This window comes from Thiothrix eikelboomii (assembly GCF_900167255.1).
Lineage (GTDB): Bacteria > Pseudomonadota > Gammaproteobacteria > Thiotrichales > Thiotrichaceae > Thiolinea > Thiolinea eikelboomii.
Genome location: NZ_FUYB01000024.1, coordinates 19496 through 41071 on the forward strand (window position 1 = coordinate 19496; position 21576 = coordinate 41071).

The window sequence follows — 21576 nt, forward strand, 5'->3', positions numbered from 1 at the left end:
TGGCTGGCTTAGCTCAATCCACCTGACCAAACTTCCCACTATTAAAATCATTGAAAGCTTGGTTAATTTCTTGTGAGGTATTCATCACAAACGGGCCATAGCCGACAATCGGCTCATTAATCGGCGCACCGCTCAGTAAGAGCACAGTCGCATCACTATTAGCTTCCAGTGCAATAGTTTGCCCTGCTTGCTCTAAGACGACCATTTGCGCTTCACGGGCAAGAGCTTCACCATTGACTTGCACAGTACCATGTAAAACCACCACTGCACTCGTCCAGCCTTCCGGTAAATTCAGGGTTATACTGCTGCCTTGATTCAGGCGCAGATCCCAAACATTCATCGCGGTGAAGGTATGGGCAGGCCCCTTATGTCCCTCAAACTCCCCTGCAATCACCCGCACCTGCCCCGCGTCATTCGGCAAGGCCATCGCAGGAATTTGCTCATTGAGAATCGCCTGATAACTTGGCTGGGTCATTTTGTCTTTAGCAGGCAAATTCACCCATAGTTGTACCATTTCTAAAGTCCCACCACTTTGGCTAAAAGCCGGTGAGTGAAATTCTTCATGAACAATTCCTGCTCCCGCCGTCATCCATTGGACATCACCCGGGCCGATAACTCCGCCTTGACCGGTGGAATCACGATGCGCGACTTCACCTTGATACACAATGGTCACCGTCTCAAAGCCACGATGCGGATGTTGTCCCACCCCCGGTGGCTTAGCACTCGGTGCAAAATCACGCGGTCCTGCATAATCCAATAATAAGAAAGGGCTCAACTGCTTGCCAAAGTCGCTATAGGAAAAGAGAGAACGGACTGGAAAGCCATTACCCACCCAATGTGGGCGTGGCGCACTGTAACTACCAAGAATCTTTTTCATGCTGCTCTCCTAAAGTATTGCAGGTTTCTAGATAAGATCTAGCATATATTCAGAACGATGATTTGAATAGTCTGCTAAAATAAGTTATTCAGTTCTATTTTTGGAACAATCACCGATGCAAGACTTAAATGATCTCTATTATTTTGTACAAATCGTCGAGCATGCAGGCTTTGCACCCGCTGGTAGAGCCTTGGGCATACCCAAGTCTAAACTGAGCCGGCGGATAGCCCAGTTGGAAGAGCGCTTAGGAGTGCGGTTAATTCAACGAACCACACGCCAATTTGCTGTCACTGAGCTGGGTCACAGCTATTATGAACATTGCAAAGCGATGCTGATCGAAGCAGAAGCCGCCCAAGCAGTGATTGATGAAACCCGAGTTGAACCACGAGGCGTGATTCGCATGACCTGCCCGACAGCCTTATTGCAGGTGCATGTAGCCGGCATTTTGGCTGATTTTATGGTGCAGTGTCCGCAGGTGACGATTCATTTGGAAGCAACCAATCGGCGGGTTGATGTAGTGAGTGAAGCTGTAGATCTGGCATTACGGGTACGCCCACCGCCTTTAGAGGATAGTGAATTGGTGATGCGTATCTTAGCCGAGCGCTCACAATGCTTGGTCGCAAGCCCACAATTATTGGCAGGCAACCCAATACCGCATTCACCGGCCGAACTCAATGCTTGGCCCAGCTTAGGTCTAGGTGCACCACAAGAAGCTTATACTTGGACACTTTATAACCCTGAGCACGCGCAGGCTATTGTGCATCATACCCCGCGCTTTGTGACCTCCGATATGCAAGCCCTACGCACAGCAGCTTTAGCGGGCGTCGGTGTGGTACAACTACCTTGCATGATGGTGCGTGAACAGCTAGCTGCCGGTAGCTTAGTAAAACTAGTACCGGACTGGTCACCGCGTAAAGAGCTGGTGCATGCGGTTTTTCCAACACGACGCGGTTTATTACCGTCCGTGCGCAGCGTAATTGATTACTTAGTATTACGCTTTGCAGAAATTGACGAAACCTGAGTTATTAGTTCGCTTGACTCGCCGGGCGATAGGGTCTGGTTAGATTATCCGGGTGCATAAACGCCTCCCACTGTGTTTCATTCATAATGCCTTGAGCGAGCACTAAATCTTTCACACTGCGCCCACTACTAATCACTTCTTTAGCGATTTTAGTTGCGGCTTGATAGCCAATCACGGGAATTAAAAACGTCGCTAAGCCGGGGCTTTGCTCCACGCGCTCACGTAGACGTTGCTTATCCTGCTCAGTCACCACTATACCTTGCACATGAGCGGTTAAAGTACGCATGGCACGGGTCATCATTTGCATGGATTGTAAGAGGTTAAAGGCAATAATTGGCTCAAAGGCATTGAGCTGCAATTGCCCCCCTTCCGCTGCGATCGTAACCGCCAAATCATTACCTATCACTTGGAAGGCCACTTGATTCACGACCTCTGGAATCACCGGATTAACTTTACCGGGCATAATCGAAGAACCTGCTTGTACGGCTGGCAGACGAATATCGCCAAAGCCTGCTAATGGGCCACTGCTTAATAAGCGCAGATCATTACAAATTTTAGAAAGCTTGACCGCAATGCGTTTAATCACGCCCGAAAACAGCACAAATACACCTGTATCCCAACTCGCTTCTACTAAGTCAAGGGCTGGACGTACTGCAATATGGGTCAGTTTTAATTCAGCCTGCAAAATGTGATTGACCTCATCCAAAACCCGTGCTCGATAATCAGGGCTAGCTAAAATGCCTGTACCAATCGCCGTTCCACCTAGATTGAGCTCACCTAATAGCGGCACATTGCGCTCTAATTTATCAATATCTTCTTCTAAGGTGACACCAAAGGCACGGAATTCTTGCCCTAAAGTCATAGGTACTGCATCTTGTAATTGGGTGCGCCCCATTTTAATTACCGAGGCAAATTCTTCCCCCTTAGCCAGAAATACGGTAATCAATGCTTGCATCGCACTGGTCAGTTCAGTATAGGTAAGCATTAACGTTAAACGTACCGCCGAGGGATATACATCATTCGTCGACTGCGCCATATTGACATCATCATTAGGATCGACTGGATTACCCTCAGGATGAAACTTAGGGAAACCCAATAATTCACGGGCGCGTTTGGCAATCACTTCATTGGCATTCATATTCGTGGACGTGCCCGCTCCCCCTTGAATCACGTCTACTAAAAATTGACACTGAAGAAATTGATTACCCTCAATAATTTCATCACAAGCATGAATAATGGCTTCTCCCACTGTTAAACCCATCGCTGCATTTGGTACACGTTTGAGATTCGGTGCCTCACTATTAGCTCGTGCCGCTGCCTTTTTAATGATGGCGAGGCTTTTGATTAACTTAGGAAAATGAGCGATCGGAATGCCAGTAATTTTAAAATTCTGGATAGCACGTGCTGTTTGCGAGCCATAATAGGCATCATTAGGAATTTGCACCTCGCCCATTGAATCGCGCTCACTATGGCAACGTACCGAATGGCTTTCTTGCTCAAGGCGACGAGTAGCATTAATAGCCAGTTGCCGATAAATCTTACGTGCCATTTCCGGTTGAGCTAATAATAATTGCTCCATATCAATGCGTCGTATGACCAAAGCTTGTGTTTCTACAATAGAACGATAGGAAAGCTGATGGACTTTTTCCGGCTCTAACAGCATTTCCTCACCTAAAATCTCATTTTCATAGCGTGAGGCAATATGTTGCTGGAAACCCTCTTCGTGGCGAAAAATCTCAATTTCGCCTGTTTGAATAAGCATTAATACCCGGCGCGGTTGCCCTGCTTTCATATCAAACTCTTGGGGAATAGCGACATCATTCACGGCAAATTTTTTAGTGGTTGTAATCGCAGCAAGCTGTTGAATTTCACTCGACGTGAGTTCAGGAAAAACGGTCTGTAAAGTCGTTTCGATCATGACATATCCTTTGTGGTGCGGTTTGCTCTAGCAGAGCAGATAGTTTTATTAAATGATTGACAACTCGCTGAGTGGCGAGCGGTGTATCATAGCATGAGCTTGAATTCTCCTCATTAAGCCCTGTATTGAGCTTGCCTCAAATACATCATGCGCCCTACTGAGCATTTGTTTAAAATTGACGAAAACTAAGAAAATTAGCTATCTACTTGGGTTTAGCTTATGTTGAGTGACTTGAGTTATTACCTGAGGAGACTGCTTTGAAACTGTTTATTTCCCCCGGAGCTTGTTCATTATCTCCCCATATCGTTCTGCAAGAAAGCGGCTTAAGCTTTGAAATAGAGAAGGTGAACTTAAAAACCCAACTCACCGAAACCGGCGCTGCTTTCACCGAAATCAATCCTAAAGCGTATGTACCTGCTCTGTTACTAGACTCGGGTGAATTACTGACTGAGGGGCCTGCGATTGTGCAATATCTTGCCGATTTAGCCCCTGAAAAGAACTTAGCCCCCGCCCACGGCACACTAGCCCGTTATCAATTACAAGCTTGGTTAAATTACGTCAGTACTGAATTGCATAAATCATTTGTACCCTTCTTTCATCATGGCAGCGATGACTGGAAAGCGGAGGGTAAAGAGAATTTAGAAACTCGTTATGCCTATGTGAATCAGCACTTAGCCACGCAACCCTATTTAATGGGTGAAAACTTTTCTGTCGCTGATGCTTATCTATTTACCGTCACTCGTTGGTTGCGGGTCAGTAAACTCGACTTAGCGACTTGGCCACATTTAGCCGCCTTTCAAACCCGCATGACTGAGCGCCCTGCTGTACAGGCAGCTTTAACAGCAGAAGGTTTAAGATCTTAGCAACTTTGCGGCCTCCCGCCACCCAAAGTGAGGAGTTAGGCTGCTAGCTCCTCGTTCAGACACCCAGCAGAAAGATTGTCTTCGACCTGAGCTTGAGTCTATAATCGCCCCGCTTTTCGCTTGTAATAAGCAGTGATAAGTTTTGATTAACTTGGGTTCCCTCGCCCCCAACGACAAAAAGGTAGACCTATGTATTTAGTCCCTCCTGCTCAGCAGCGTACTGCTTGGCTCGTCCTTGTATTATTTCACCTCGTGATCATTGCACTCAGTAATTATCTGGTGCAGCTTCCTATTGAGATTTTTGGCCTCCAAACCACATGGGGCGCGATCACCTTTCCTTTTATCTTTCTAGCGACCGATTTAACCGTGCGCATTTTTGGCTCAAGTTTCGCACGGAAAATCATTTATACCGCTATGTTCCCTGCCTTGATCCTCTCCTATCTATTCTCAGTGCTGTTCGCTCAAGGCCAATTTCAAGGCTTAGCCGCCCTAGGTGAGTTCAATGGTTTTGTCGCCCGCATTGCCGTTGCTAGTTTCTTAGCTTATACGCTTGGGCAATTATTAGATGTTTATGTGTTTAATCGCCTGCGTAGCTTAAAACAATGGTGGCTAGCTCCGGCGGCTTCGAGCATTTTAGGTGGCCTGTTAGATACGCTGGTATTTTTCAGCGTGGCCTTTTATCAAAGTAGTGATGCCTTCATGGCAGCGAATTGGCCAGAAATTGCGGCGGTGGATTATGCCATTAAACTAGCGGTGAGTTTAATCTTATTTGTACCCGCCTATGGGGTGGTAATGGCGAGCCTTGCACAACGCTTGAGCCTCAAACCCAGCGCTGTTTAAGCCAGTGCCGAATCAACATTTATACTATACAGAGCAGACCTCAACAGTCTGCTCGCTTCAGTTCAATTCAGTAGTGCGATTCAGCGCGATTAAACCCTTTAAACAGGTAGACGTCGCTGATAATAGACAATAAATAAGCCACTCCCCACGACTAAGCCCACTCCCAGCAATTGACTGGCAGTGACTAATTCACCAAACACTAAAAAGCCAAATAGCAATACCCAAGGCAAGACAAAATAGTTAAACGGCTGCAAAATCACCGCTGGTGTATGCTTTAAAGCTTGAATCATGGAGTAATGACTTAAAATACCCAATAAGCATAAAACCGCTAATTGCCCACCGGCTTGCCAAGAAATCGGCTGCCAAACCCAAGGCAAAAAGGGTGCATTGACTGCTGCCGCCATCAAGCCCGTATAAAATAAAGAAGAATCTGCACTATCCGTACTCGCCACATAGCGTGTGAGTAAACTATAGACTGCAAATAAGACAGCACATAAAACGGCCAGCCAGCTATAGGCCGTAAACGATAAAGAACCGGGGGAAATGACAATTAAAGTCCCAATAAATCCAACACTAATCGCTAACCAACGGAGGCCACCGACTTTTTCGCCCAGCACCAGCGGTGAAAGTGCCGTCACAATCAGCGGAAAACAGGCAAAAATACTGTGCATTTGCCCAACGCCAATATATTTTAAAACCCATGCAAACAAGAGACTCTCCACCCCCAACAACACCCCACGCAACAACTGTATGGGTAGATTATTCACCTTCATCACCGCTTGCAGTGGGCGCTTACGAGTAGTCCACCAAAAGGCAAAAGCAAAAAACACTAAATAGCGAATCCCCAAAAACTGCAAAACGGGTAGATTAGTCCCTAATACTTTCGTCAAGGTGTCTTGCATAGCAAAAATAAACGTGGTGAAAATCATTAAGGCGATGCCTTTATTATAATTTTGCACGCTGCCCACTCCCTTTAGTTAAACGCCTTAGCATAAGCCTTCTAAGCGGTTTAACCAATTCACTCACGGGTTTTAATGAGGCAGGTAGCGACGACTCGGGACTCGGGTAAAAATTACTAAGCCTATGGATAAAAAAACCTAGCTTGCTGCACCGCAGCATTATCTTTAGTATGGAGACTTATAAATAGTTAAAACACCAAACATAGAAGAGAGATAAAATGAAAGCCTTAGCAATGATCTACACCAGCATGATCGACAACTTCTTAAAAGCACGTACCTTACGCAACTTAAATAAACTCTCTGAAACCCAATTAGATGATATTGGCGTTTCACGTGAATTATTAGCGCAAGGCATCCATGCATTTCCTTGGCGGATTCAAAACACTGGTTTACAACAAGCCACTGCACCAGCGGTCTTAGCTCAATTCAAGCAAGCCGCTGCCAATGATGCCCATCAATGGTCACGGGCTGCTTAAATCTTAAATCTGCGTTTAAATTCTCGCTGAGCCAGCTGCAGTTAGCTTAATTTTTCGCGTAGAATTAAGTGCATGAATATAGACCTCTTTCAGCAAATCCTCACTGTTATTGCGACAGTCACCCTAGCTTTCAGTGGAGTGCTGCAAGCGGCTCGCCATCAAATGGATTTTTTTGGTGCTCTAGTCTTAGCTTTTGTTGGCTCAGTCGGAGGGGGGACTTTGCGTGATCTATTGATTGGGGCTACGCCCGTATTTTGGGCTGTTGATGCTAGCTATATCAGTATTATTATCCCCACCACTATCCTCTCGATTATTGTGCTGCGCTTTTATACACAGCCACCGAAATTCTATCTAGTCGATATTGCCGATGCAGCGGGTTTAGCCCTGTTTACCATCCTAGGTGCACAGAAAGCGCTCGCCTACCAGTTAATTGAGCCTGTTGCTGTGATCATGGGTGTGATCACCGGCATTGCTGGGGGGATGATTCGTGATGTCCTCACCCCGACCACACCGTTTGTAATGCGCAGTGAAATGTATGCACTCGCCGCTATTATTGGCGTGGTTGTGTATACCGTGGTGCGCCATTATCTTCCTGAAACCGCCGCAATGCTGGTCGGGATGTCGGTGATTTTCATCCTTAGAATCGCTGCAATCTATTGGCAGATCAAAGTACCCATTATTAAATTCAATAATCAGCTTTGATTAGGGATTAAGGATTAGGAACTAAAGGCCACCGATGAATCAATTACTGATTTTAAGCCCTGATGCCCAAGAATATGCAAGGCTACTTGAACCCTATGCCTTAGAGCAACTGACGATTCATACCGCGTCGCACTACACTACACTTGACCTTGCTCAGCTTAAAGCGATCAACCTAGTCCTCGGTGATCCGCCGTGGCTAGTGAAGCTGCTAGCCCATTTACCTGAACTGCAATGGGTGCAATCGACTTTTGCGGGAGTCAATGCCTTATGTGCACCGCAGTTACCGCGTCATTATCAGCTCACTAATGTGAAAGCCGTCTTCGGTCCATCCATGAGTGAATATGTATTTGGCTATATCTTAGCTCTAGAACGCGATCTACTGCGCGCCCGTATGCAACAGCAGCAACATCAGTGGCAACCTTTTCCTTATCGCAGTTTAGTGGGTCTAACCCTAGGCATTGCTGGTTTAGGTGATATTGGCCAGCATCTTGCTAGTACTGCTCAGCATTTTGGTATGAGGGTTAAAGGCTTAAAGCTCCAAGCGGCCGTCGTGCCGCAAGTGGATGAGGTCTATACCGTGGCGGAACTAAGCCAGTTTTTACAAGAGCTGGATTATTTAGTGATTACCCTACCTGCTACCACTCAGACCCAGCATTTATTCAATGCCACCGCCTTAGCACAATTAAAGACCGAGGCTGTATTGATTAATGTCGGACGTGGAGCTTGTGTTGATCAAGTGGCCTTAACCCAATGTTTAAAAGCCCGCCAATTACGAGCGGCAGTGTTAGATGTATTTGCAGAAGAACCCCTAGCGGCTGATGACCCACTGTGGGACTTAGAGCAAGTCTATATCACACCCCACCAAGCAGCCGTGTCTGTTCCAGCGGATATTGTGAAAATTTTTGTGCGCAATTATCAGCGCTTTCAGCAAGGCCAACCTTTAGATTATCTGATTGATTTTACGAGAGGCTACTAAGCTACCACTCACAGCCAACCACGTCACCTCAAGAAAACCGCTTCTTTGAACTTGCAAAAGAAGCGGAAATACCCAACTCGGTGTTAATTCGATTTTAATACTGCATGGACAGATCCATCTGCTGGAATTTAGGTGCAAACTTCGGCTTCACCCCACTGATATTTTGCCCAGGCTTGCAGGCATAATTATGCGTATGCGCTGTGCCACCATTGGGATGACTATGTGTCACTGAACGGGTGCACTCATTGGCGGGGTGGGTATGTGCCACTGCAGCGGGGCTAACCCTTTCCGTGGTCGGGCGAGCAGGACGGGTCGGACGTTGTTGCCGAGTCTCGCGGGTCGGGCGATTATTAGCATTCTGCACAACCTGTACAAAGCGCTCATTCACCCAACCGGTCTGCCCTGCCCAGTTCACTTCAACCCAACTACCTTGCTTATTCCCAGTCGATACCACTGTTTGGCCGTTATAGGGAATACTACCGATCACATCACTACTAGTCGTCGGGGCAGCGCGCATATTCAAAGCATCATTACTACTGACATTCACCACTTGCAGGAACTCAGAATCTGCTTGAACTGGTAGCATACCCGCTAAAGCAATGACTGAGGCCAAAGCGGTAGTTCGTAAGGTTTGACGTAATTTCATTAAGAATCCTTCCTTATATCGTTAGATTAGACACTCAGCGGCGATGCCGCATCTTCATCAAGTTTAGCACTCAAATCCAAATTCGTGGTTTTCAATACTTCACCGTCACTACACCTCGATCAGGAATCACCTCAAATAAGGCATACACACCGCCTTGATAAGCAAGCGTGCGTACTTGACGATTGACCGCCTGCTGCTCAACCGTTAACACACCTGACCAGCCATCAGGCAAGCGTAACTTCAAGGTAAGTGGTTGATTAAACCATAGATCATTCATTTGGTCTTTAAGCTCGAAACTGACACTATTAGCGGTTTTCTGGAGATTGACCAGTTTAGCACTCGCATATTCTTGCCCATATTTTGCCACTTGGGTGAACGGTGCAATCCAAACCTTATCTTCAACAGTTTGCAAATATGCGAGTACTTGGCGCACCTCGTTTTTTGCAGTGTCATTCGGTAGATTATGATAATGCACCACATACCAAGTCCGATAGTTTGCACTCGCCGGATTAAACACTGAATCGAAATACGCCCAAGCGGCTTGCGGATTAAAGAAGTTCCGTGCAGAACTCACCGAGGGTACTTTCATATAATCTAATTTGGCCGGGTGACTTAAAGCACCGTAGACATCCCGCCCTGCTAAAAAGTATTTAGCGGCTTCAGCACGACTATTTTTAGTGCGCTCACTCGTCAGTGGCTCACAGGGCGAACCTCTTTTATCAGTATGCATTCCAAATGGATAAGCCAAGGTTCTAACTTGTGCATTCGCTAACTGACGTTCAATTTCGACTTGTGACTGGCGATATTCACGAAACGTATAGAACAAGGCATCGCATAAATGAGTCTGTCCATGTGATTGTAGCTCATGACCTTGATCTAAGGCTCGTTGCCAATGCCCCCAGTGATCGGCTGAACTCCACCCAATTTGATTGGCAATTAAAAACCAAGTCCACTTCCAACCGTATTGCTCAGCCATTTCATACCAAAAAGCATGATCTTGCACATGGTTATCATCAATCGTCAGACTAAAAGCGGCGAGTTTATCTTGCGCCCACATCGAAATACTCAGATCGCCAACCTGCGCAGGCCATTGCAAACCTGTCACAGTAAAGCGTGGTACAGAACCGGGGTCAGGTAAATTCAATAATTGCCCTGCCCGACTAACCGGTGGTGTGGGGGGCGACGTGAAACTATAATCCCCCGGCTCGCGCTTAGTTTGCAGAGTTGGCAGTGGCGTGGTTTGCATCAAACTCGTAGGTGACTCTCCGTCCGCTAAACGCTTAGCTCGCTCATTCTCTAAATACCACAGGCTATCGGCTTGATCGTATAAAGCAGCTTGCTGATCCTCGGCCTCAAGGGTAGAGGCCATTGTTGGCGTCTGGTTGAGCGGTTGGGTGGTTTGCTCATTACAGGCAGCCAAACTCAGGGTTAAGGCTAATAAGGTGAGAGATAAGCGGATGGGGGTTAGCGTGAACATAAAACAAACTCCTTTTTTATCATGACCCCACCCACGGTAAGTGAGTTCCTTCAAACGGTTGACTTAGGCGTAAACTCGCTATCATCGAGGATGATTTCCACTAGGGACGCTGGCCATGTCAAATCGTGCACGGGTTTTTATCAGTTATAGCCATGATTCTGAACAGCATCTGCAATTTGTACTGGAGCTAGCAGAGCGCTTGCTGGAAGATGGTTTCAATTGCGTATTGGATTTTTACCTAGAAGAAACCCCAGTCGAGGGCTGGCAAACTTGGCTAGCCACTGAGCTAGCAGCAGCTGACTTTTGCTTAGTAGTTTGCACCCCTCACTATTTACAGCATTATCAGCAAGATGAAAGCCTAACCACTGATCCTGAAGCATTTAATGGCCTCATCCTTACCCAAGCGAGCTATCCGAATTTTGCTACAGAAACTCAATTCGTACCGATACTACCCATAGGCGGCAAGCTGCAGGATATTATTCCCCCCTTACAAGGGAAAAATACCTTTGAGTTAATGACCGATTATTTAGGTCTGCATCAACTATTGAAGAATCGACCAATTAAAACACCTAAAACCACACAAAGTCCCTCAAATCAATGGATTGATAGCACTGAAATACCCACTGCTCACGCCATAACTATCCATAATTCTCTGGCTCAGGGCAATAAAGAATCCCTCACTTCTTTTATTAAAAGCCCTTTATTCTTATACTTAATTTTGATTATCGCAGTGCTAATGCTGCTATTTTTCTTCATACTAAAAAATTGATCTAGATTATCGCAAAATTTTCTATGGCTTATTAATAATAATACTACTTTAAGCAGACTCTAGAGGAGCAACTAGATAATAATCCCCCGCTTTCATTCTATGTAATGACGATAGTATTCAGCGAGAACTTGTGCATAGTCACGGTTCTGGTCTATCAGATACGCCGTGCTTTGAACGGCGTTCCGCCAACACAGCGAAGGTAGTATTGATCCAAGCCCGCATCATACCACTCCCCTGTAAACCGATAGGCATTCTCCGTCGTTCCGGTTTGCTGGAGTAGGTCATCAAAGGCGGTGTAGATCACACCACCCCACCCGCACTGAGTAAGCGATCATTGGTATCATAGGTCGAGGTCGTCGTGTGATCGCACCCGATGGCAAGACGGTGATCAGGTGAGTTTATTCCCCGCAAGGTCATAGCGATAACTTAAGCGACTCCCATCTGGTTGCATCTCTTGCGTTAAGCGACTCACTACTTTATTCAAACCACTCCTTAGGCAAAGACTGTCTATCATCAATCCGATAAATATTTCTGACCCCGTTCTTACTGTATACGCCTTGTTGCTCAATATTATTTAGATATGCATCAGGGGTATACTTACGATAAAGTTCATCAATAGAACAGTCGTTATCATTTTCGAGAAGTGCAATCCTCAACCTGATTAGTTCATTTAGACTGTTGGCTATCAGTTCAAGCTCGCCATCACCTTCTCCTATACAGTAGACAGGACATATCCACTGAGGCTTCTTAGATAAAATGGTAAAAACAGATGTATTATCTGTTGAGCCTATTGGCAATAATGCGGGTATCCAGTCCCCACCAAGGACTCCCTCAAAAAAGGTTCGAAATTGCAATGACTCTATAGTGTTGCTAAGACTAAATCCGATAATATAATTATCCCCGTCTATCATATTACCATCCATATATTGATATAATATTATTAACTCACTAGGCACTAAATAAGGGTAAAGTATTCTTTTATATTCACTTAAATCATTTTCCTCTGTAGGGTAGATCTTTATCTCTTGAATACTCAGAATTTTTTTAATTTTTCTAGATTTGATCTATACTCTTGTTTCATAATTAATTTACCTTTATTATGGATTATTTATAACAATACTTTTCCATACCATGTCTAAGGGCATAACAATGAAGTAATCACCTTGATGCATCTTGTTTAATAAACCTATCATACCTCCAAATTTGCTATTTTCAATTTGAGGTATGTAACGTGTTGCTACGTTGCCTTGTAAGAAGTTACTATATCCATCTTCTATACTAGTATTAAAAGGATATTCATCACATTGCACCTTTGATCTGAATACTAGTTCACTATTCACACGATCTTGAGTTGTGCATCCTTCCAAACCTCTAGGTGAGAATCGGCTTTTAGGCCAGCTTTTACGATTAATACCTCCTGATTGATACCTCAATACTGCAGGTAATGGTGTATTGCTAATATTACTCCCCAATCCTTCTTGAGCATCCTGAATATGTTGCCTTTGGTTAGGGTAATCATTCGCTGCAATCACAATCGGGACATCTATTTTGCATCGACGACCTCTATCCAACAGTACCTCCCTCAAACATATTTTGACCTCTTTTTGAATGGCTTGTAGTCCATACTTCAACGCAGCTCCAACAAAAGTTCGAGAAATCATTCTTCGAGCAACCATCGTTGTAGTCATACTTAAAGATAATTGCAGATTCATCCCCGTCATCATGCTACCTAAGGACATCTGCCCACTCGGATCTGTCTGATTCACCCCATCCCCATTCGCATACAGATACTTATGCAAGGTGATCGGATCTGAATCCCGCCCCATCCATGTGTCTTGTTGGGTAAACCGTCCCACCCCTTGATCATAATACCGTGCACGGAGGTAGTATTGATCCAAGCCCGCATCATACCACTCCCCCGTAAACCGATAGGCATTCTCCGTCGTTCCGGTTTGCTGGAGTAGGTCACCAAAGGCGGTGTAGGCATAGGTGTCGGTGAGGGTGCCCGCGTGATCGCTCAAAGCCCGTGTCGAGCCTAAGCCGTCATAGTGGTAGTAATGAGTCACTGAACCTTGGGTCTGACTGATCAAGTCATCGCCATAACGATAGCTCGTTTTAAGACCCGTGCTATCGTATTCGGCGAGAACTTGTGCATAGTCACGGTTCTGGTCTATCAGATACGCCGTGCTTTGGCTCGGGGTAGTCTGTTGAGTTCGGAGGCCTTCCGGGTTGTAGGCATAGGTCGTGGTATGCCCATTGACGGTATGGCTCGTCAGTTGGTGGCGGCTGTTGTAGGTGTAGGTCTCCAGCTGACCGTGTTCATCCGTTTGGCTTAAGGGGTTACCTTGGGCATCATAGGTATACACCACCCCACCCGCACTGAGTAAGCGATCATTGGCATCATAGGTATAAGCCGTGGGTACACCCTTCACGGTTTGATATACTCGATTCCCCACCGGATCGTATTGATAGCCGCTGCTGTGGTCACCTGCACTGGCATCGCTGAGGGTTTCAGAGGTCACACGATATAAGGTGTCATACGTATAGGTACTCACCCGACCTGTAGCTTCCGTGATTTGAGTCCGTCGACCGGTCGCCTCTAAGGTGTAGTGATACGATTGGATCACTTGTCCCAAGGCATTCAGGGTCTGTAATTGCGTTAGTCGATTTAAGGCATCATAACGGTAACGTTGACGGGTTTGGTTCGGATAGAGTACTTCACTGCGATTCCCGACCTCATCATAGCGATAGCTTGTCGTGCCTGTCGCATCGGTCACTGTCTTTAAGCGGTTCAGGTCATCATAAGTCGAGATTGTCGTCGTGGTCGCACCCGATGGCAAGACGGTGGTTAAGTGGGTTTTATTACCCGCAAGGTCATAGCGGTAACTTAAGCGACTCCCATCAGGTTGCGTCTCTTGCGTTAAGCGACTCGCTTCATCATAGCTGTAACGCCAGATGCGGGTCAGGCTAACGTCGGTGAGGGTGACTTCGATTCGATTCCCCACTGCGTCATAACGGGTCGTTTCTCGACTTCCATCGGCAGACTGCATCTCTGTGATCCGATTCAATGCATCATAAGTATACACATGGGTTTGCCCATTAAAGTCGATGTGGCTTGTGCGATTCCCCACTGCATCATAACTAAAGCGTTCCATTTGCCCCAAAGGCAGGGTTCGGGTTAATACTCGACCTAAGGCATCGTAACTCCAGCGAGTGATTCGACCTAAGGCATCGGTTTGGGTGAGTTTATTCCCCGCCTCATCATAGCTATAAGTAGTAGCATTCCCTGACGCATCAGTGACTTTGACTAAACGTCCTAAGGCATCATAGGCATAGTGAGTGGTGACGCCCGCTTGATCAGTGGCACCCACTTTATGTGCCAGCGCATCTAAACGTGTCGAGACTGTAGTTAGATCAGCATAAGTTGTACTCATGCGTTGACCCGTTGCATTGTAGGCATGCGTTTGGGTATGACCTAATGCATCCGTTTCCTGAACAATACGACCAGCAGCATCATACTCCGTGGTGCTACGCTGACCTAAGGCATTGATCACTGCAGTACGTCGGCCAGCAGCGTCATATTCATAAGTCGAGCGATGACCTAAAGCATCAGCATTGGCTACCACCCGCCCGTTCGCATCATACTCCGTCGTGCTCACAGCACCCGTAGGAGACGTCGTTTTGACTAAGCGATTGAGCGCATCATATTCAAAGTGGGTAATCCGCCCTAATGCATCAGTTTCAGTGAGCTTATTGCCTTCTAAGTCATAAGTGGTCATCTGCTCAGAACCATCTGATGCCCGAACTAAGATTTCTCTGCCATAAGCATCATATTCTGTTTCAGTGCGACGACCTAGCGCATCAATCGTAGCTATTGCTTTGCCTAACTCATTGTATTCTGTTTGAGTACTGTGGCCTAAAGCATCCGTCGTTTTGATCACACGATCCATTGCATCATACTCATAATGAGTAATTTCTTCTTGAGCGATACCTTCGATTAGGCGGGTGCGGGTTTCTGTCAGTTTATTGCCATTCGCATCATAGGTGAACTGCTTAGTCACACCTAAAGCATCGGTTTCAGTCAGTTTATTGCCCTTGCTATCATAGGTATAGCTCGTTTTATAACCTAAAGCATCGACTAACTCGATCACTTCCCCACGGCTATTAAGCGTATTACGAGTCACATGCCCCAAAGGATCTGTAATTTGTAACAGGCTACCTTCCGCATCATAGCTATTTTGGGTGAGATGCCCTAAAGCATCTTTAATCTCGGTTTCATCGCCTTGGGTGTTATAGGTATAACTGGTTGTTTGATTTAAAGGATTTGTTTCCGTGAGCTGGTCACTTTGATCATTAAACGTTGAACTCCAAATATAACCCAAGGGGTCTTGGCGAGTGAGTTGATTGTCATTGGCATCATAAGTAAAGAGCGTTTGATGACTCAAAGCGTCCACTTGAGTGATAACATTGCCACGATCATCATAGTAATAGGTGTTCACATTACCATTTCGATCCGTTACCACCGATTGGCGACCCGCAATATTATAAGTAAAGAGTACTTGATTCCCCGCACTATCCTCTTGCGATACTAAACGCCCCTCTTCATTGTAAATATTTTTAACCTGCTTACGACCTAACGGATCAATTATTTCCGTTAAATAATGTTGGGTATCATAATTGAACTTCGTCTCAACTCCTATGCGCTCTTTAAAGGAAGTCAGATCACCTGAAGCATTGTAGGAATAGTTAAGCTTGTTTCCTTTCGGATCAACAATCGCCGTAATCCGGCTTAAAGCATCCCGTTCAAATTGAATCCCCACACCACTAGAATGCATAATCCCTGCGTCGGAGTAAGTTAAGGTATTACCCTTTGGATCAATAATACGCTGTAAACCAAATGCCTGATCTAGGATATAGATATAACCCGAACGAGTAGTGAGCTGATATTGCTGCGGATCAACAGGTACACCTGGATCACCAATATCCTCTAAATTGCCATTCACTACGCGCAATAGACCATAGGAAGACTGCGATAAAGTTGAACTCGTCCCAGCGATAGCTCTAAATCCAAGGGTAACATCTAAGGTCGGGACTAAACTCGTACAGTGAGGTGTGGCCTCAGCAACGAACTGCTCAACTTCACCAGTAGGTAGGGTAACTGTGACATGTCGCTCTCTAATAGGTTCTGTACAATAAGTTTTGCTTAAACCTGATCCTTTAGTAATAGATTGCCAGCCAAGTCCGGGCTTTTTATCTTCCTCTACTTTGATAGCTCGATAGTCAACACTCCATCCATACCCAAAGTCTAAGTTTTTTTGTCTCTGGCGACTATCATAAGTACGGGTGATTGTAATAGGAATACCGACCACTGGAATCTCTAGATCCTTAAAGCTGATCGAGAAATTACCCACCTTCATGTCCCCATCAACAGTCACCACAGCATTGGCTATTGTTTGTAAACCATTCAGATCACTCGCTTCAAGCCGTAGTTCATATTGACCATTGATAAGTAAAGTTGGGTCAAAGGTAGCCAACTCTTGCACATCAACCGTCGCTGTACCTCTAGCTAACTCTATCCATGAGTCACTCATATCCATCGGTTTATAGCTTAAACGCCATGAATCTAAATGCTCATCCTCGATAGAACCCTTAATAACAGTTGGCATGGTAACAATGCTGCCATCAGTAAGATCTGTTAAATTCACAACAGGTGCTGTCGTATCACTGGGAATCTTTACATTAAACTCAGCCATTTTAGTGATGGTTGCATTAGCATCAGTGACTTTCAATTGCACGCTATGCTTACCTACCCCCGTTGCCGTAAGCTCAAGCTGATAACTACTTGTAAAAGCAACTGCTTGCCCATCCACTAATAATTCAACTTTAACGGGTTCAACTGCATTTTGAATACTAGCCGCCAGCGTGATCTTTTCACCCTCATTAACACTGGTTGGGCTGACAGTTAAATCAGCAGTCAACGGTAGAGCTTGATCTGTGACCGTCAAGCTCCAAGTTTGAATCACAGTCTGATGACCATCAGAAACGCTCACTTTCACCGCAACTGATTGTACACTGCTAGGTTGCCACTGCACCAAGCCTTCAGCAGAAATCGTCATGCCTTCAGGAGTTTCAACCAATTGATAATTTAAAACCTGGCCTTCAGGATCTTCCGCAAGTATTTGATAACGATAAACACTGCCTACTTGAGTTATACCCACTGGTGTACTAGTAATATGAGGTGCTTGATTAGCCAAAGCAGACTTTACAATCAGTGTATAGGTTTGAGTAAGCTCCCCTCCCTTACCATCACTGACCTTCAGTACGATCATATGTTCGCCCAACTGTACTAGACTCGGTGTCCAAGTAATCAAACCTGACTCGGCATCCATACTCATACCAGTCGGTGCACTAGTCAGTGCAAAGGCTAAGGCATCCCCTTCATCAGGATCAGTTGCCTCTACCTCATAACGATAAACTTGTTCAACAAAAGCGATAGTCGCTGGCGTTGAGTGAATCAAGGGGAGTTGATTAACAGAGGCGGCTTTTACACTTAAGGTAAAACTTTGCTCTACATGGCCTTGTTGGTTATCCGTAACACGAATAGTCACTGGATACTCGCCTATTTGCTCTGTACTCGGTATCCAACTGACCTGCCCCGTTGTAGCATCTACTTGCATGCCTTGAGGGGCCGTCGTTAAACTAAAACTGAGTGTTCCCCCTTCAGGATCGTTCGCCTCGATTTGATAATTAAATGGCACACCTGTCTTAATATTAAGATTATTTGGAGGAGTCGAAGTAATAGTGGGTGTGGCATTCAGCGTGCTAACACCTAAAATGAAGGATTGTTCAGCTTCTCCACCGCGCCCATCACTCACCTTAACTATGACAGTGTGATTGCCAACATAGACCGGCTGAACAATCCAACTGATTACTCCCTTTTTAGAGTCAATAGTCATAGTCAGTGGCGCCGCTGTGAGGCTATAAGTCAACGTATCAGCATCCGTATCCTCAGCTGTCACTGTATAACGATAGGTTTGATCAACCAAACCTTCAGTAATAGGGCTGGAGGTAATAATGGGTAGAGCATTAGCATGGACTGTTAAACTAAAAGATTGTTGGGTGGATAATCCACGTAAATCTGTTGCAGTGATTACAACAGCATGTTCTCCTGGTAAGAGTTTTTTTACATCATAAGAAATAAGCCCTGTCTTAGCATCAATACTTAAACCCTCTGGCGCAGTCGTTAATTTGAAATCTAAGGCATCACCTCGATCAGGATCAGTCGCTTTCACTTGGTAGGTATAGGGCAAGCCTTGATCAAACTGAGTTACTGGGGTTGAAATAATACTGGGGGCTTCATTAATATCTAAGACGTTCACTAAAAAGCTTTGCTCATCCTTTAAACCTTGAGGGTCTGTAGCGGCTAACTTCAGTAACACTGCAACTGTTTGGTTATTGGATACATCACATTCAGCAGGAACAGGAGCAACACTTAAAACAGCATAAACATTTTCAGTCGGTAATTTGGTCAATGAGACTGTAATCGTATCGAGACTATCGCCTGCTAAGCTTGCTAATTCTGCACTTGCTAACAGATCATTAGTAGCAGGATTACCATTATAGAAGTTGACTTTGATAGGCACTATTATTTTGCCCAAACCGCGATTATAAATATCTGCACTTAAAGTCATCGCTTCATCATTGAGCTTGAAATTATTTACAATAACATCTGGGCTACTTAAATGATCTAACAACACTGGGAGGTAAGCCATGACTAAACTAGTCGTTGCCAAATGCGTGCTAAACAAACCACTGGTAGTCATCCAAAAACCTTCAGTATTTTGAGTGTCTAATAAGTACTGAATAGTATTAAGAATAGCTTGATCAGTTGCAGCTGGTTTTAAATAGTTTAAGGCAAGCCCTACCCACGCTGAAATTAAGGGATCATTAGCAGTATCATTATGATGGTTCCAACCTCCAGTTGCAGTTTGTCGACTACGCAGAATCTGATCAATCTGCTGCATAGCCTGATCAATTGCGGCATTTAAGCTACTATCAATAATCTGCCTCGTCATTTCACCTAAACCAATCAATATAAAGGCATTATTTAAAGTTGAAGAATTAGGGGCATCGGTAGTTTTAGATAAGAAATACTGAGCCATACTAGGTAACAAAGCTTGATAATCACTCAGCACCCCTTGTTGTTCAACAGTTAAGTTTTCTGCCTTTCTGGCATCCAGGATAAAGCGACTCGCACTTAAAGCAATTAAAGCGGTAATAGATTCTGGGGTCTGCAACCATCCAACTGGCTCTGAATAATCAGTGACCCAAAAAGTCGTGTTGTCTACACTTTCCTTCACTCCATAAAAATACCGAAGTGCTTTAGATCTTGCATCCAAGGTTCGATTCCGCTCAGGAACGTAACTTAAAGACCACAAAGCATAGGCAGTTTGTGCTTTTGCAAACCATGAATTACTATCGTAGATCGCACCATTTGGTTGTTGGCTACTTAAAATACGATTTAATAAAAACTCGGCTGTTTCTTCGTCAACAGAAGCTTTTTGCTTAGCAGTTTGCAAACCTATTAATGTTTGAGTTTGTACATGGCAACCTAAACAGGCATTTTGGGTGTCCCAGTTTTTAGTGCGGATTGCAGTATAGTCACTTCCATTATGAAGTGCTGTTTTTACTCGCTGATAAAGTGGGGCTAAATAACTGACATCTGTATTGTTGTTATCTACAGAGCCTAAATCATCAGGCTGCACATAACATTTATTATTAAAAATAGGGACTGATTGAACATAATCAGAATGTGCACTCCAGCTCAACAAACCTGTTTGAGAGTTAATAGTACTCCCATCAGGTGCTGTTACAATCGAATAAAGCAGTACATCTTGAGTATTTGGGTCTGTTGCATTCAGATCATAGCTATACTCAGCCCGTTCACTTACATTAATACTAGGCTGTGAAGTAATATGTGGTGCATCATTTTTTTCAATCACCTCAAGTTTGATCGTTGCTAGATTAGAATCGAGCTTTGTATCATTGACTTTGTAGGCAAATGAATCTACCCCTGTAAAATCTTGATTAGGCGTATAGGTATAATCTGGACCAGTGCCAGTTAGACGGCCTGAGCGTGGTTCTTGAACAATGTTATAGCTTAACACCTGATTTTCAGGATCTGTAGCTATTACTTTTAAAGCTATTGCCACATTTTCCTCAGTTTTGAAACTACCATCCTTAGCTAAAGGTGCTTGATTATCTGGAGGATCTTGGCCTTCACAATTAACCTCACCCTTATAGTCAAACGAGAGCCACCCTTGACCTGATAGATTATAAGCAGTTATAACCACATTACCAAAATACTTAATTTTATAATTAAGATTATTACCCTGCCCTTTACTTTCCACCCAAAATGGCAAAGTAATTGTTTTTCCAATCAAGAAGTTAAGCGCATCACGGATAGCTTTGCTATTTTTAACACCCGGTGAATTTTTAACCCATTTATTAACCTTCAAACTATGATCTGCTAGATCATAAGGATTAGTATATTGGTGACTATCACCTGGAGGCATTAAACTCGCCGCTAAAACTCCAGCTGAGTTACTGCCACCCCATGTCAACCAACTAAAACCTGCTTTCTTATAAGTAATAGCAGTATTTTGCCCTGAGCCAATCAAACTTGAAGGTATGCTGATAGGATAAATTTGGCAGTTTGCCGCAGCAAAAGCATCTTGTTTACAAAAAAAATTCAATGCTAATAAAAAAATAAAGAATCGTAGGCCTACAAATTTTTTTTGCATTATCTATCACTCTAATAAGTAAATCATTAACCCTTTTTGAGAGTTACTTCTGATAATCAGTTTAGATGAGTACCATTAGGTTCATCTTAATAAATCAGACTTTTAACTTTTAAGAGCTTTAAGTTAAGCTCAATAAAGCTAAGTGGTACTATTTATAGGATAGAATGAATATTTTTTATAAAAAATTACAATAGTAAAATTCAGATCTATTTTTAAACAATGACTTGCAATTTTTTTAGCAATTTGGTG

The 21576-nt window shown here is 44.5% G+C and carries 16 protein-coding genes; 7 read left to right on the forward strand and 9 right to left on the reverse strand.

Annotated features, from left to right (window positions below):
* Nucleotides 1-13: 13 nt before the first annotated feature.
* A complete protein-coding gene (locus B5D50_RS17555) occupies nucleotides 14-877 on the reverse strand; it encodes a pirin family protein (protein ID WP_078923962.1) in 864 nt (287 codons plus the stop codon).
* A 115-nt stretch (nucleotides 878-992) separates the two neighbouring features.
* On the opposite strand from B5D50_RS17555, the gene B5D50_RS17560 reads away from it, so the two are divergent.
* Nucleotides 993-1898: a LysR family transcriptional regulator gene (locus B5D50_RS17560; protein WP_078923963.1), complete on the forward strand. Its 906-nt coding sequence runs from the start codon at nucleotides 993-995 to the stop codon at nucleotides 1896-1898.
* A gap of 4 nt (nucleotides 1899-1902) precedes the next feature.
* Here the strand turns inward: B5D50_RS17560 and B5D50_RS17565 are convergent, their stop codons facing one another.
* On the reverse strand, nucleotides 1903-3816 hold the full coding sequence (locus B5D50_RS17565) for an aspartate ammonia-lyase (protein WP_143594408.1): 1914 nt from the start codon (nucleotides 3814-3816) through the stop codon (nucleotides 1903-1905).
* 257 nt (nucleotides 3817-4073) lie between these two features.
* Between B5D50_RS17565 and gstA the strand changes: the two genes are divergently transcribed.
* Together gstA and B5D50_RS17575 are read left to right on the forward strand one after the other, a co-directional pair.
* A complete protein-coding gene (gstA, locus tag B5D50_RS17570) occupies nucleotides 4074-4679 on the forward strand; it encodes a glutathione transferase GstA (protein WP_078923964.1) in 606 nt (201 codons plus the stop codon).
* Between the two features lie 189 nt (nucleotides 4680-4868).
* Nucleotides 4869-5519: a 7-cyano-7-deazaguanine/7-aminomethyl-7-deazaguanine transporter gene (locus B5D50_RS17575; RefSeq protein WP_078923965.1), complete on the forward strand. Its 651-nt coding sequence runs from the start codon at nucleotides 4869-4871 to the stop codon at nucleotides 5517-5519.
* Between the two features lie 98 nt (nucleotides 5520-5617).
* On the opposite strand, the gene B5D50_RS17580 is transcribed toward B5D50_RS17575, so the two are convergent.
* Entirely contained in the window at nucleotides 5618-6478 is an 861-nt protein-coding gene (locus B5D50_RS17580; RefSeq protein WP_143594409.1) for a DMT family transporter, read from the reverse strand.
* Nucleotides 6479-6696: 218 nt separating this feature from the next.
* Between B5D50_RS17580 and B5D50_RS17585 the strand changes: the two genes are divergently transcribed.
* From B5D50_RS17585 to B5D50_RS17595, 3 genes are all read left to right on the forward strand, one after another.
* Complete coding sequence (locus B5D50_RS17585; RefSeq protein WP_078923967.1) at nucleotides 6697-6954, forward strand: DUF1127 domain-containing protein; 258 nt, start codon at nucleotides 6697-6699, stop codon at nucleotides 6952-6954.
* A gap of 72 nt (nucleotides 6955-7026) precedes the next feature.
* On the forward strand, nucleotides 7027-7656 hold the full coding sequence (locus tag B5D50_RS17590; protein WP_078923968.1) for a trimeric intracellular cation channel family protein: 630 nt from the start codon (nucleotides 7027-7029) through the stop codon (nucleotides 7654-7656).
* A 34-nt stretch (nucleotides 7657-7690) separates the two neighbouring features.
* Nucleotides 7691-8632: a D-2-hydroxyacid dehydrogenase gene (locus B5D50_RS17595; protein ID WP_078923969.1), complete on the forward strand. Its 942-nt coding sequence runs from the start codon at nucleotides 7691-7693 to the stop codon at nucleotides 8630-8632.
* Between the two features lie 94 nt (nucleotides 8633-8726).
* On the opposite strand, the gene B5D50_RS17600 is transcribed toward B5D50_RS17595, so the two are convergent.
* Together B5D50_RS17600 and B5D50_RS17605 are read right to left on the reverse strand one after the other, a co-directional pair.
* Nucleotides 8727-9278 carry an SH3 domain-containing protein gene (locus B5D50_RS17600; protein WP_078923970.1) on the reverse strand — a complete coding sequence of 184 codons (552 nt, stop codon included), beginning with the start codon at nucleotides 9276-9278 and terminating at the stop codon, nucleotides 8727-8729.
* A gap of 91 nt (nucleotides 9279-9369) precedes the next feature.
* The gene (locus B5D50_RS17605; RefSeq protein ID WP_078923971.1) at nucleotides 9370-10755 is read right to left on the reverse strand and encodes a polysaccharide deacetylase family protein; all 1386 of its coding nucleotides are present in this window, start codon (nucleotides 10753-10755) and stop codon (nucleotides 9370-9372) included.
* Nucleotides 10756-10870: 115 nt separating this feature from the next.
* On the opposite strand from B5D50_RS17605, the gene B5D50_RS17610 reads away from it, so the two are divergent.
* Nucleotides 10871-11524: a toll/interleukin-1 receptor domain-containing protein gene (locus B5D50_RS17610; RefSeq protein WP_078923972.1), complete on the forward strand. Its 654-nt coding sequence runs from the start codon at nucleotides 10871-10873 to the stop codon at nucleotides 11522-11524.
* A 154-nt stretch (nucleotides 11525-11678) separates the two neighbouring features.
* Here B5D50_RS17610 and B5D50_RS20395 read toward each other — a convergent pair whose 3' ends face one another.
* The 4 genes from B5D50_RS20395 to B5D50_RS17620 all read right to left on the reverse strand — a co-directional run bounded on the left by B5D50_RS20395 (nucleotide 11679) and on the right by B5D50_RS17620 (nucleotide 21327).
* Nucleotides 11679-11828, reverse strand: a complete 150-nt coding sequence (locus B5D50_RS20395; RefSeq protein ID WP_159448672.1) for an RHS repeat-associated core domain-containing protein — start codon at nucleotides 11826-11828, stop codon at nucleotides 11679-11681.
* An 84-nt stretch (nucleotides 11829-11912) separates the two neighbouring features.
* Nucleotides 11913-12008 carry an RHS repeat protein gene (locus B5D50_RS20675; protein WP_234975923.1) on the reverse strand — a complete coding sequence of 32 codons (96 nt, stop codon included), beginning with the start codon at nucleotides 12006-12008 and terminating at the stop codon, nucleotides 11913-11915.
* Nucleotides 12001-12588, reverse strand: a complete 588-nt coding sequence (locus tag B5D50_RS17615) for an SMI1/KNR4 family protein (RefSeq protein WP_327193548.1) — start codon at nucleotides 12586-12588, stop codon at nucleotides 12001-12003. The genes B5D50_RS20675 and B5D50_RS17615 overlap by 8 nt, the downstream gene beginning before the upstream one ends.
* A 33-nt stretch (nucleotides 12589-12621) precedes the next feature.
* The gene (locus B5D50_RS17620) at nucleotides 12622-21327 is read right to left on the reverse strand and encodes a putative Ig domain-containing protein (protein WP_078923974.1); all 8706 of its coding nucleotides are present in this window, start codon (nucleotides 21325-21327) and stop codon (nucleotides 12622-12624) included.
* Between the last annotated feature and the right edge of the window lie 249 nt (nucleotides 21328-21576).